The 12,170-nt window shown below is 61.6% G+C and carries 12 protein-coding genes and 1 pseudogene; 2 read left to right on the top strand and 11 right to left on the bottom strand.

Translation table 11 applies throughout. The features are described from left to right. Positions 1–102 precede the first annotated feature (102 nt). The 5 genes from ACTIIH_RS10290 to ACTIIH_RS10270 all read right to left on the bottom strand — a co-directional run bounded on the left by ACTIIH_RS10290 (position 103) and on the right by ACTIIH_RS10270 (position 3,795). Positions 103–549 (bottom strand): transposase, encoded by a 447-nt coding sequence (locus ACTIIH_RS10290; protein ID WP_441451653.1) that lies wholly within the window; start codon positions 547–549, stop codon positions 103–105. A 236-nt stretch (positions 550–785) separates the two neighbouring features. Continuing rightward, on the bottom strand, positions 786–1,202 hold the full coding sequence (locus tag ACTIIH_RS10285; protein ID WP_441092013.1) for a hypothetical protein: 417 nt from the start codon (positions 1,200–1,202) through the stop codon (positions 786–788). Positions 1,203–1,675: 473 nt separating this feature from the next. After that, positions 1,676–2,197, bottom strand: a complete 522-nt coding sequence (locus ACTIIH_RS10280) for a phospholipase A2 (RefSeq protein WP_441451652.1) — start codon at positions 2,195–2,197, stop codon at positions 1,676–1,678. Positions 2,198–2,358: 161 nt separating this feature from the next. Beyond that, entirely contained in the window at positions 2,359–2,733 is a 375-nt protein-coding gene (locus ACTIIH_RS10275) for an Lsr2 family DNA-binding protein (protein WP_441451651.1), read from the bottom strand. 30 nt (positions 2,734–2,763) lie between these two features. Beyond that, positions 2,764–3,795 (bottom strand): recombinase zinc beta ribbon domain-containing protein, encoded by a 1,032-nt coding sequence (locus ACTIIH_RS10270; protein WP_101593259.1) that lies wholly within the window; start codon positions 3,793–3,795, stop codon positions 2,764–2,766. Positions 3,796–3,911: 116 nt separating this feature from the next. On the opposite strand from ACTIIH_RS10270, the pseudogene ACTIIH_RS10265 reads away from it, so the two are divergent. Both ACTIIH_RS10265 and ACTIIH_RS10260 read left to right on the top strand, forming a co-directional pair. Beyond that, positions 3,912–5,214: pseudogene (locus ACTIIH_RS10265) on the top strand (ISL3 family transposase). Positions 5,215–5,230: 16 nt separating this feature from the next. Then, entirely contained in the window at positions 5,231–5,578 is a 348-nt protein-coding gene (locus ACTIIH_RS10260; RefSeq protein ID WP_241241414.1) for an ABC transporter ATP-binding protein, read from the top strand. A gap of 184 nt (positions 5,579–5,762) precedes the next feature. On the opposite strand, the gene ACTIIH_RS10255 is transcribed toward ACTIIH_RS10260, so the two are convergent. From ACTIIH_RS10255 to ACTIIH_RS10230, 6 genes are all read right to left on the bottom strand, one after another. After that, positions 5,763–6,389, bottom strand: coding sequence for an L-threonylcarbamoyladenylate synthase (locus ACTIIH_RS10255; protein WP_025780104.1), 627 nt, complete (start codon positions 6,387–6,389; stop codon positions 5,763–5,765). 141 nt (positions 6,390–6,530) lie between these two features. Beyond that, positions 6,531–7,982, bottom strand: a complete 1,452-nt coding sequence (locus tag ACTIIH_RS10250; RefSeq protein WP_441451650.1) for an AI-2E family transporter — start codon at positions 7,980–7,982, stop codon at positions 6,531–6,533. Beyond that, complete coding sequence (der, locus tag ACTIIH_RS10245; RefSeq protein ID WP_101553321.1) at positions 7,983–9,494, bottom strand: ribosome biogenesis GTPase Der; 1,512 nt, start codon at positions 9,492–9,494, stop codon at positions 7,983–7,985. It abuts the gene before it with no gap. Next, positions 9,491–10,150: a (d)CMP kinase gene (gene cmk, locus ACTIIH_RS10240; protein ID WP_101593256.1), complete on the bottom strand. Its 660-nt coding sequence runs from the start codon at positions 10,148–10,150 to the stop codon at positions 9,491–9,493. The genes der and cmk overlap by 4 nt, the downstream gene beginning before the upstream one ends. Beyond that, on the bottom strand, positions 10,147–11,235 hold the full coding sequence (locus ACTIIH_RS10235) for a prephenate dehydrogenase (RefSeq protein WP_441451649.1): 1,089 nt from the start codon (positions 11,233–11,235) through the stop codon (positions 10,147–10,149). The genes cmk and ACTIIH_RS10235 overlap by 4 nt, the downstream gene beginning before the upstream one ends. Beyond that, entirely contained in the window at positions 11,232–12,092 is an 861-nt protein-coding gene (locus ACTIIH_RS10230; RefSeq protein WP_101553318.1) for a pseudouridine synthase, read from the bottom strand. Before ACTIIH_RS10230 ends, ACTIIH_RS10235 begins: the two co-directional genes overlap by 4 nt. Positions 12,093–12,170 lie beyond the last annotated feature (78 nt).

Raw genomic sequence — 12,170 nt, 5'->3', positions numbered from 1 at the left:
AGGAATAGTTCGCCTCATAGACATCCTGGATGACCACCATCAGTGCTTGGTCCCGACGGGCCCTGGCTGATGGTTGACGCTTCTTGAAGGCGTAATACGAGCTCACAGCAATCCGTGCAGCAGTCCCGGACAGGGCGCGCACGATTGGCTCGACTCCGAACTCGTGACGATGATCGTCGATGAAAGCGACGATTCCCCCGCAAGCGGGAGGTACCCCCTCTTCGATGGGCGGTCGAGCTCCGCCGCGAAGAAAGCCGACGCTCTCTTCAAAATCTCGTTGGCCCGCTTCGCTTCGGCCAGCTCAGCCCGCAGCCGACGGTTCTCCGCTTCCAGGTCGACCGACTCGGCCGGTGTAGCTTTGCCGGAATCCTTATGCTTGCGCACCCAGACTCGCAAGGTTTCTTTACTCAGACCGAGTTCGTTCGCGACGCGAGTGATCGCTCCGTTCGCGCTGTCCGGATCGGCCTGGGCATGGATGACGAGCTCGACGGCACGAGCCTTGAGTTCGTCGGTGTATTTCACTGGCAAGAGAGAATCTCCTTCTTCCAATCTCCCTGCCTCTATTATCCCCGGGGCGATTCAGCATTCCAAGATGGCCTTGTGCCCGGTGATGTCTTGGCCGGTGCAGGTGAGGTCGAGGGTGTCGAGTCGGCAGAATGTCGTGAGGTCAGGGGTCGAGAAAGTAGGCTTGGCCACGTCGAGGTCTTTCGGATGGATTGTGTGAGAACTTCCATCATCGGAAGACCTCGACGTCTATCCGCGCAGCGACTCGCCGTGTCCTGGAATCACCGATCTACACTCTCAATTACGAAGAGCCACCTATCTACGGCCCCTCCGTGATTGGTGCGCCCACATGCACAGGTGCATTTGCTACTCATATCGGCTCCCTGACATGACTCAGTACACTTCTTCCCGGTCACCTTGGTTTCCTTCATCAGTAGGCACTTCCCGAACTCAGGGATGAAGTAGTGCTCCAGGAGTACGTCAAAGTACGCAAAAGGGATGATGAACGATCTTGGATTGAAGCGGTCTCTGTCGGTCACGAATACGCGGGGATTGGTGTATCCGGCGTGATCAATCATGGTCTGCCTGATGAAGTAGTCCTCTGAGAAGACTCCCCTCCTCTTCGGCACGGTGACGAACATTCCTTTGCATTCGTATCGCCATTCCACCTTCACGAAATCAAGTTCTTCGTTTGACATTATTTCTCCATTCATTTCCTTTGCTAAGTTTATCGGACATACACTATTCTAACATAAATCTGTTTTGAAAGATTTTGGCAAAGAAAAAACCCTCCAGGTGTCCAGTCTGGAGGGCGAGAAGTAATGCATCTATATCTATTATATCAAAATCTAACCGGCTCTACCGGAAATGAGGACCAGCCCCCTACTTAGTAGGAGACCGGCCCTTTCGGTTATTGACGGGTTTTATACATTCATCTTGTCAGAGGTTGAAGAATTGCGTCCACCAACAAAGAGGATGATCGTCCAAGCGATTGCTCCCAGAATGAAGGGTGAACTGACTACCCAACCTATAAGCATGAACGCATTGACGGTAATCCAACCATCTTCGGCAGTTCCAGCCCATACTGATGCACCAATGCACGCAATCAGCAGTAACACAGCAATGACTACCAGTAGGATGTACAGCACTCTAACGAAAATATTTCTTGGCATCACCTGGGGCTTCCTTTCCCTTTGTAGTGACTCTTTCCGCCAGCTCGAACAGCCTCAAAGTAGATCACGGCCACTGTGTAGCATGAGGCTTTTCCGCTCTTCTTCTTTTTACATATTCCCTTCATGTTCGCGCGAAAATCAGTATCGCAACGAATACGATCCTCTTTGGAATCTTTACTGTAACACCGATCATGCTTGTCACAAGCTGGTTTAAAGAGCTTATTCCACTTACTCGCGGCCTTTTTAAGAGCCTTCGGTGTCGAACAGCCGTTTGGTGCGGCCTGTGCCGTAAGACCACTGTTCTCAAACTCACTGATTAGGGCTTCTTCCGAGATATCGCCTTCGACTTCGATTCCGTCTGCCCTAGCCTTTACAAGAGCATCGTGAAGACGGCTGACCGCTTCGCGGTCTATGTCTTCGCTCTCCGTCGCTGATGACGCGGTGACACCGACAGTCATCGTCAGCGTCAACACAGCGACAAGTGCGACCAGATACCGCGTGGTCAGGGCTACAACTTTCATGGGGATGGGGTTCCTTCCGGCGAATCAAAAGTAGTTGCTTCTCTAGGGTTGCATCACTACCAAAGAACCCGCATCCCACAAAAGGATGAAATTTGGTAGTTTCTTTTTCAATTGAAATTCCCCGCCTCCTACTGGGAGACGGGGAACTCGCCGGGTTGGTTTCAGCCGCGAGCTTCAGGCTTACCGGCATCGGTCCACTTCTTAATCAGGTCAGCCGCGATACGCCCACGGTCCGCAACCTTCTCACCCTGCTCCTGTAGCCAAGCGCGGCACTGTGCAAGCTCTTCTGAGGACAGGCCCGAGCCTGAGGAGCTGGCGGCCCGAGAACGGCGCGTGACCGATACCTGAGGTTCATCCACCTCGGCCTCTTGCACGAGATCATCCAGGTACTCTTCAACGCGCTTGTATTCGTCCTTGGTCAGAGCCAAGTTGTAGCTACGGCCCTTCCAAGTGACCTCCGCGCGAGCCAGGTCTTTCTCTTCAACCTGGTCCCCGGAAACGTCTGAGACGTAAATGGTCTTGGTGATGATTGCCATGAGTACTCCTTAATAGGGGGTCTAACATGATCAGGCTACAGGCTTACCCTCTTTAATCCAAAGCTTCAGGTACTCGAACTTAATATTTCCTCTTACGGAGACCTTCTCCTCATAGCCGTTTGCCCTCAGCCAAGCTCTCGCCTGTTTGGTCTTCTCACTACTCAAACCCTGAGTGTTTGCCTTCTCCACCTTTGCAGAACCGTCATAACTCATTTTTTCCTGAGTCAGTGTGTAACCGGCTTTGCCAATGATGGAGAAGGACTGATCCGGATTGAGCGTGCACTTCTCTACAAGCTTGGTACGCACGTACAAAGCCCACTCAGAAGGAGACATGTCCTCCTTGTGCTCCAAGGCTTGCTGATCGACTTCCAGAGGAGTTGCTAGAGCTAGCTCCCCTTCCGCCTCACTCAGTTTGATCTCAGCGGTTTTCACATCTTCGCGTCTAGCCTCAAGAATCTCCTTGCTCTCCTCCAGACTCAGGCCTAGTACGGTGACCGTCTCAAGGAACTCCTGAAGCTTGCTCTTAGCCGCTGTGAGAGCGTACTCAGCTTCTTTTACGTCCTCCTTGAGCTGTGACTGTGTTTCCGCGTCCGGGAGAGCCGCTACGATCTGGTCCATGTACTGAGAGACAAACAGCATGAAGGCATGATCCGCTTGGAGCCGATAGATTGCCTTCTGTTTGCATGTGCCTTTGTTGCGCCGATGTAGGCAACCTAACCGCGTAGCTCCGTCTTTGTTTCGCTGGATCATCCCTACCGGACCTCCACACGATCCGCAGACCATGAGACCCGAGAGCGGCCACTCAGGGTATTTGTTCCTAGCCGGTGCTTTGGAATTCTGATTCCTCCGCGCCTCAAAAGCTGTGTATAGCTCCTTGGAGATAATCGGTTCATGAGAACCAGGGAATTCTTCTCCCTTGAACTCGATAACTCCGGTCTGGAATTTCTTCCGCATGAGACCGATCAGAGTAGGGAATGCCCAGGCATCAGTTCGGTCTGTAATCGTCGGAACACCGGCCTCATTCCATTCAGCCGTAATCGCACCAAACGATTTCCCGCCCACGTAATCCGGCTCTTCGCAGTTGAGGGTGTAAAACCGGGTGCGCGTCGCTACCCGGAAACAGGTCGAGGTCTTCCGAAGATGGAAGTTCCTACACTCTCCAACCGGAAGACCTCGACTTGGATCAGCCTACTTTCTCCGCCCCTGACCTCACCACCTTCTGCCACCTCGACACACTGAACCTCTCCTGCGTCGGCCAGCAGCTCACCGAACACGAAGCGCTCCTCCTGTGCACACCGACGAACACCGACGACTGGTGCCGAAAATGCGGCGGCCACGGCGCGCCCCGAGACACCGTCACCCGCCGCCTGGCCCACGAACCCTTCGGCCACCGACCCACCACCCTCCACATTCGGCTCCGCCGCTACAAATGCCTCGAGTGCGGGCACGTCTGGCGCCACGACACCGCAGCCGCGGCACCGGCCCGAGCGAAGATCTCCCGCACCGGACTGGCCTGGGCACTACGAGCCCTCGTCGTCGACCACGCCACCGTGTCCGTGATCGCGAAGAAGCTCGCCGTGTCCTGGCACACCGCCAACGACGCGATCCTGGCCGAAGGTCACCGTGTCCTCATCGACGACCCCACCCGGTTCGACGGCGTGACCGTCATCGGAGTCGACGAGCACGTGTGGCGGCACACGCAACGCGGGGACAAGTACGTCACCGTGATCATCGATCTCACCCCTGTCAGGGACAAAACGGGCCCCGCCCGGTTGCTCGACATGATCGAGGGACGGTCGAAAGCGGAGTTCAAGACCTGGCTGGCGGAGCGATCGCAGGAATGGCGGGACGGGATCGAGGTCGTGGCGATGGACGGGTTCACCGGGTTCAAAACCGCGGCCGCCGAGGAGCTGCCGACCGCAGTCGAAGTGATGGATCCGTTCCACGTCGTCAAGCTCGCCGGCGATGGTTTGGATGATGTGCGCCGCCGAGTCCAGCAGGAAACACTGGATCATCGGGGGGAAGAAGGGTGACCCGTTGTATCAAGCCCGTCGCACCTTGCATACGGGGTGTGAGTTCCTCACCGAGAAGCAGCAGAAGAGGATCGCTGAATTGTTCACAAACCCTGACCATGCCGATGTGGAGGTGACGTGGAGTGTGTATCAAGACATCATGAGCGCTTACCGGAATCCGGACCGCACGGTGGCCAAACGGATGCTGGAGTCGGTAATCGCATCGATCTCGTCGGGAGTACCTGCAGGTCTGATTGAGTTGCGGAAGTTGGGCCGCACGTTGAAGAAAAGGGTAGGAGATGTGGTGGCGTACTTCGATCGGCCGGGAACCTCGAACGGCCCCACCGAGGCTTTAAATGGGCGTCTGGAGCATCTGTGGGGCTCGGCGTTGGGGTTTCGGAATCTGACGCACTACATCGCCAGGAGCCTGCTCGAAGCCGGAGGATTCAGGCCCCGGCTACACCCTTAAACGCGAAGAGCCCGATATGTTTCCGATCCTCAAGGAGAAGGCCAGACAGCCGGCAGGCTCGCTGTCGGGCGGGCAGCAGCAGATGGTCGCGATCGGCCGAGCACTGATGTCGGATCCGAGTCTGCTGATCCTGGATGAGCCGTCGATGGGCCTGGCGCCCATCATCGTCGAGCAGGTCCTCGAGTCGGTCGCCCAGATCAATCGCAACGGCATCGGAGTTCTGCTCAGTGAGCAGAACGCGAAGGCATCACTGGCAATCGCCCACAGGGGATACGTCCTTGCCGAGGGGCGGATCGTCCTCGCCGATGATGCCTCCCGGCTGCTCGACAATCCTGACGTGCAGGCGGCCTACCTCGGACTCTGACGGGCGCACGGGGCCCACCCGTTGAGAAGGACACCGGTGCGGATGAGATCTCGCCGAGGCGGCTCGGCCACCTCGGCGAGATTTCGCTGAGTTCGTCTGCCGGTTCGTTCCGGTCTGTCGATCCGGCGTGTGATCAGCCGTGAATCGGCAGTCCGGCCAGCTCAGTGCGACCGACCTTGCCGGTTCACTCGTCGAGGAACCGCGAGACGTCCCCGGCTCCGACGCGAGCCACCTCTGGGTACTTGCCGGTGAAGTCGATGACCGAGGTCGGCACGACTCCGGGGACTCCGGACTCGATGACGATGTCGAGGTCATTGCCGAGCTGGTCCATGACATCCTCGGCGTGGGTCAGCGGATCCTCATCGTCGGGCAGCAGCAGCGTCGAGGACAGGATCGGCTCCCCCATCGCCTCGACGAGTGCGAGTGCCGTGACGTTCTGCGGGATCCGAGCTCCGACCGAATGCTTCTTCGGGTGCATCATCCGGCGCGGAACTTCCTTCGTCGCCTTCATGATGAACGTGTACGGTCCCGGCGTCATCGACTTGATGGCACGGAAGTCGGAATTGTCGACGATGACGAACTGACCCAGCTGGGCGAAGTCGTGGCACATGAGTGTGAAATGGTGCTTCGAACCGAGTTGTCGGATGCGAGTGATCCGCTCGATGCCGTCCTTGTTGTCCAAGGCGCAGCCGAGGGCATAACAGGAATCCGTGGGATAGGCGATCAGGCCACCGTTCCTGAGTGACTCAGCGGCCTTCTCGATCAGTCGGTCCTGCGGGTTCTCCGGATGGATATTCAGTAGTGTCGCCATACTTCATGCTAACCACTCTGCCGTCACAGTGCGAGGGCTCGAGGCGACAAACGGCCGGAAAAGCGAGAATGTGGGATTCACCGGACCGCGGGCAGTCTCAGACCGTAGCCGCCGAGCGCTTCCGCCGCCCCCGCTGACTCGTCAGTGCGCAGCCTGATGCTTCTTCAGGCCCTTGACCAGTTCGGCGCGTCCGGTGTCCGGATCGGAGGCGAGAAGGATATTGACCCACCTGGCCTTCGGGTCAGCGTCGACCAGCAGGGCCTTGATCAGCAGGGTCGCCGGCAGCGCCAGCAGGGCGCCGAGCCAGCCGAGGATCCACACCCAGAACAGCAGGGACAGGAACGAGATCAGCGGGGTCACACCCACCGACTCGCCGGTGAACTTCGGTTGGATGATCGCCTGGATGACGAAGTTGAGCACACTGTAGGCGATGACCACCCACAGCGCCGACTGCCAACCGCTGTCGACCAGCGCCAGCAGAGCGGGCGGGATGAGACCGATGACGAAACCGATGTTCGGAATGTAGTTCGTCAGGAACGCGAGCACACCCCACACCCAGATGAGCGGGACGTCGATGATCGCCAGGGCGATGACGTCGAGGAATGCGACGATGAGGCCGAAGACCGTCGCCACCACCCAGTAGCGGCGGACGCCGCTGGCGAAGTCGCCGATCGACGCCGACAGTGACGGCTTGACGTCGAGCAGCATCGCCATCCGCTTGTCGATGCCCATCGAATCCATCGCCACGAAGAACACCGCCATGATGACCGTGGTCAGCAGGCCTGCCACCGACGACAGATTCGTCAGCAGCGGGTAGATGGCGTCGAGCACGGAACGGACATCGAAACCGGAGAGCTGCTGCTGGATCACCGAGGACGTCACTCCGATGTCCGACAGCAGCGCCAGCGCGTTCTGGTACGTGGCGGCGAGTTCGTAGCTGTAGCTGGGGATGAGGATGACGAGCTCGGCGACCGACCACGCGGTGAGGCCGAAGAACGCGAAGATCATGCACAGCACGAGTACGACCGAGATACACGCCCCGATCGCCCGCGGCACCTTGATCCGAGTGAGCAGCCGCTGCACCGGGTAGACGACGATATAGAAGTTCAGGGCGAGGAACACCGGGGCCACGATGTCCTGGAGTCCGCGGAAGAACATCAGCGCATAGGCCAGCCCCGCCAGCGTCACCGCGATCATCAGCGCTCGCGCCGGCGGCCGCGCATGCCAGGGTCGTGGCTCGCCTGCCATGCCGGGTTCGGAGCCGGGTGCGAAGCCAGGTCCCACCGTCACCGAGGCGGCCGAACCGGGAGCGTTCCCCACCGAGGCGGCCGAACCGGGAGCGTTCCCCACCGAGGCGGCCGAACCGGGAGCGTTCCTCACCGAGGCGGCCGGTGCGGCCGTCCCCGACGCAGGGTCCGCGCCTGCGGGCTTCGAGGCCGACGCAGAGGTCGCCGCAGGGCCCGCGGGCTCGGAATTTGCGCCGGGCACCGGTCGTGAGGACGGCGCAGACTCGGCCGGGCGTGCGGCATCGCCGGGCGATCCGGCCGCACCGTCAGCGGAGCCCGATGCACTCGTCTGCTCGTCCTCGTTCATTCAGCGTCCCCGACGCTTCTCACGGATGCGCATCGAAACCTCGATGGGGGTGCCCTTGAAGCCGAAGGTCTCGCGCAGACGACGGATGATGAACCGACGATAACCGGGATCGAGGAAACCGGTGGTGAAGAGCACGAACTTCGGCGGACGCGACTGCGCCTGAGTGCCGAAGAGGATGCGCGGCTGCTTACCACCGCGCACCGGGTGCGGGTTGGCTGCGACGAGCTCCCCGAGGAACGCATTGAGCCGTCCCGTCGGAATGCGAGTGTCCCAGCCGTCGAGAGCGGTCTCCATCGCCGGAACGAGCTTCTCCGCGTGACGTCCGGTCTTCGCCGAGATGTTCACGCGAGGCGCCCACGCCACATGGCCGAGGTCCCGTTCGATCTCCCGCTCGAGGTAGAAGCGACGTTCGTCATCGAGCAGATCCCACTTGTTGAACGCCAGCACCACGGCGCGTCCCGCCTCGACGGCGGTCGTGACGATGCGGACGTCCTGCTCACTCAGCGGGTCCTGGACCTCCATGAGGACGAGGGCCACCTCGGCGCGTTCCAGTGCGGTCTGTGTCCGCAGCGCGGCATAGAAGTCGGCGCCGCTGGCCTGATGGGCACGACGACGGATACCGGCGGTGTCGACGAAGCGCCACTGCTTCCCACCGAGCTCGATGAGCTCGTCGACGGGATCACGCGTGGTGCCGGCGACGTTGTCCACGAGCACCCGGTCGGAACCGATGAGCTGGTTGAGCAGGGAGGATTTGCCGACATTCGGACGACCGACGAGGGCCACCCGACGCGGTCCGCCCTCTTCGACACGGGTGTCGACGGCCGAGACCTCGGGCAGGATCGTCAGCACTTCGTCGAGCAGGTCGGCGACTCCCCGACCGTGCAGAGCCGAGACGGTCCACGGCTGGCCGAGGCCCAAGCCCCAGAGTTCGGCGGCCATGAGTTCGCCGCGTTCGTCGTCGACCTTGTTCGCGGCCAGCAGGACCGGCTTCTTCTTCCGGCGCAGCATCTTCACGACCATCTCATCGGTCGAGGTCGGACCGGTCGTGGCATCGACGACGAGGAGGACGGCATCGGCCATGTCCACGGCGACCTCGGACTGGATCGCAATCCGCGAGGCCATACCCTTCGAGTCCTGATCCCACCCGCCGGTGTCGACGAGGGTGAACTCCTTCGTGTTCCATTCCGCCCGGTAGCTCACCCGGTCACGGGTGACGCCCGGAACGTCCTCGACGACGGCTTCGCGGCGGCCGAGGATGCGGTTGACCAGCGTCGACTTGCCGACGTTGGGGCGACCGACGACGGCCAGCACCGGTGCGGCGCCGAGGGCCTCGTCTTCGTCGTCGTCGAAGCCGTAGGCGCGCAGCAGCGCCCGGTCCTCGTCTTCGAGCTCATAGCTTTCGAGTCCGGCCTCGAGCGCGGTCGCCCGCTGCTCGGCCTCCTCGTCGCTGATGCTCTCGACACGGTCGACGAGGTCGTCGTCGGGTGTCTCATGGAATCCGGATTCGCTCATTGTGAGTCCTTCACCAGCTGCAGCACCGTCTCGACCACCTGGTCGAAGTCGATGTCGCTGGTATCGAGTGTGTACACTCCGTCGGCGGCCTCGAGGAAGCTCGTCGTGGCGGAGTCCTTGGCGTCACGGCCCGTGACGAGGTCTTGGGTGGCGGCGATCGCCTCGGCGTCGGCATTGCCGTGCACTTCCTTCGCCCGGCGGGCCACACGGACCTCGTCGCGGGCGGTCATGAGGATGCGCACATCGGCGTCGGGGGCTACCACGGTCGTGATGTCCCGGCCTTCGACGACGATGCCCTCGGGCGCGGCGGCGATATAGGTCCGCTGCATGTCGATGAGCTCCTCGCGGGCGTCGACGACGCCGGAGACCGTCTGCACGTTCGCGGACACGTCCGCACCGCGGATGTCCTCGGTGACATCGATGTCGTCGACGGAGACGAAGAATTCGTCGGGGCTCAGCGAGATCTCCAGATCCGCACCGCGCACCTGCTCGAGCACGTCGACGGGGTCGGTGACCCCGCGGTTGAGGCACAGCCACGCCATCGCCCGGTACATCGCACCGGTGTCCAGGTACTGGAAGCCCAGCCGACGCGCCACCTCCTTGGCGGTGCTCGACTTGCCCACTCCGGACGGTCCGTCAATGGCTACGACGCTCATACAGTTCCTTCTTTCTCGATGGCGGATTCGGGGATCTGCCATCCCTTCGACAGCAATCCGATCTCCAGCTCCTGCTGGATGGCCGGGACCACGGACACGTCGACCATGCCCAGTTTCCGACCGGAGGCGTGATCCATCCGGAAATCCTCGACATTGACGCCGAGGTCGCCGATGTCCTTGAACAGCCGGGCCAGCATTCCGGGCGTATCCGGAACCAGGATCGTGACAACAGCATAGGTGGTCGGCGGCTGCCCGTGCTTGCCGGGAATCCGGCCGTGGCCTTCGTTGCCCAAAGCGATCGCCTTGGCGAGCAGACCCGTCGACCCGGGGCCGAGTTCGAGAGCGCCGATGACCTCGTCGAGCTCGGTGCGCAGAGCGACGAGCACGGAACGGACCTCCTCGGCGTTGCCGGTCAGGATCTGCGTCCACAGGCCCGGGTCCGAGGCGGCGATGCGCGTGACATCGCGCAGTCCCTGCCCGGCCAGCGAGATCTCCTCCAAGGGCGCATGCCGCAGCTGCGAGGCGACCAGGGAGGAGACGATCTGCGGCACGTGCGAGACCTTCGCGACCGCGGCATCGTGGATGCGCGGATCCAGGTGGAGCACGGAGGCGCCCGTGTCCTCGGCCATGGCGATGACCTCGCCGAGGCGGTCGGCCGGGGTGTCCTCGTCCGAGCAGATCACCCAGGGTCGGGCCGTGAACAGGTCCGATTGGGCGGCGATCGCCCCGGACTTCTCGCGTCCGGCCATCGGGTGGCATCCGATGTAGCGATCGAGCTGAGTGCCCGTGACCAGTTCGCGCACCGCTTCGAGCAGGCGGGTCTTGACGCTGGCGACGTCCGTGACCGTGGCGTTCGGGAAGTCCTCGAGCGCTGCGGCGATGACGCGGGCGGCGACGTCGGGCGGGGTGGCCACGACGACGATGTCCGGGTGTTCGGGCGCACCGACCTGACCGGCACCGAGGTCCGCGGCGAGCTGCTGCGCGGTCGGCGACGTGTCTTCGAGACTCACCTGATGGCCCTGCGCGCTCAGCGCCAACCCCAGGCTGGCACCGAGCAGGCCGGTGCCGATGATATGGACTCTCACAGACCGACGGCCTCGAACAGTGCGCCGACCTCATCGGAGCGCAGCGGGCGGATCTTGCCCTGCTTCTGCTCGTCGAGGACGATCGGTCCGAACTTCAGCCGGACGAGGCGCTCCACCGGGTGTCCGATCTCGGCCAGCAGGCGGCGCACGACGCGGTTGCGGCCGGAGTGAAGAGTGAGTTCGACGACGGACTTGCCGGGGGTCGAATCGACGAGCTTGAAATCATCGACCTTGACGAAGCCATCCTCGAGGTCGATTCCCGCCTTGAGGATGGCTCCGGCGTCCTTCGCCAGCTGGCCCTTGACCTTCGCGAGGTAGGTCTTCGGGATCTCGTAGCGCGGGTGGGCCAGCCGGTTGCTCAGCTCCCCGTCATTGGTGAGCAGGATGATGCCTTCGGTCTCCGTGTCGAGACGGCCGACATGGAAGAGGCGCTCGTTGTTGTTGCGCACATAGTCGGCCAGGCAGGGCCGGCCCTCGGGGTCGCTCATGGTCGACACGACTCCCGCGGGCTTGTTGAGCACGAGGTAGACCTTCTTGGTCTGTGTCGAAATTCTCACTGTGTCCACGTACACGGACTGCGTTTCCGGGTCGATCCGGGTGCCCAGCTCGGTGACGATGCTGCCATCGACCTCGACGCGACCGTCGACGATGAGCTGCTCACAGGCACGACGTGATCCCAGACCCGCCTCGGCGAGCACCTTCTGCAGCCGCACACCCCCGCTGACGTGCGCGTCCGATGTCTGACCGGCACCCGACCCGCCGCTGCTGGAGGCGTGATTGGCCGTCGCTGCGCGTTGTTTTCGGCTGGGTCGGTTCTGGCGCCCGCCGGGGGCGCGGTGATCACGGTAGGGACTCATACATCCATTCTCTCAAATCAATCAGCGACTCGTGACATCTCAGCGGTCGAATCGGAATCGGCGTCGAGATCGTCGTCG

It is taken from the genome of Brevibacterium sp., assembly GCF_052105255.1.
In the GTDB taxonomy this organism is placed as follows: Bacteria; Actinomycetota; Actinomycetes; order Actinomycetales; family Brevibacteriaceae; genus Brevibacterium; species Brevibacterium linens_B.
The sequence above is the reverse complement of the archived record's forward strand: the minus strand, read 5'-3'. Positions and strand labels throughout refer to the sequence as shown.

Bases quoted from the DNA above. Each gene is read 5' to 3' on its own strand.
- ACTIIH_RS10280 (WP_441451652.1), bottom strand. From the start codon at position 2,197: ATGAAAGTTGTAGCCCTGACCACGCGGTATCTGGTCGCACTTGTCGCT.
- ACTIIH_RS10230 (WP_101553318.1), bottom strand. From the start codon at position 12,092: ATGAGTCCCTACCGTGATCACCGCGCCCCCGGCGGGCGCCAGAACCGA.
- ACTIIH_RS10275 (WP_441451651.1), bottom strand. From the start codon at position 2,733: ATGGCAATCATCACCAAGACCATTTACGTCTCAGACGTTTCCGGGGAC.
- ACTIIH_RS10285 (WP_441092013.1), bottom strand. From the start codon at position 1,202: ATGTCAAACGAAGAACTTGATTTCGTGAAGGTGGAATGGCGATACGAA.
- ACTIIH_RS10250 (WP_441451650.1), bottom strand. From the start codon at position 7,982: ATGAACGAGGACGAGCAGACGAGTGCATCGGGCTCCGCTGACGGTGCG.
- ACTIIH_RS10260 (WP_241241414.1), top strand. From the start codon at position 5,231: ATGTTTCCGATCCTCAAGGAGAAGGCCAGACAGCCGGCAGGCTCGCTG.
- ACTIIH_RS10255 (WP_025780104.1), bottom strand. From the start codon at position 6,389: ATGGCGACACTACTGAATATCCATCCGGAGAACCCGCAGGACCGACTG.
- cmk (WP_101593256.1), bottom strand. From the start codon at position 10,150: ATGAGCGTCGTAGCCATTGACGGACCGTCCGGAGTGGGCAAGTCGAGC.
- der (WP_101553321.1), bottom strand. From the start codon at position 9,494: ATGAGCGAATCCGGATTCCATGAGACACCCGACGACGACCTCGTCGAC.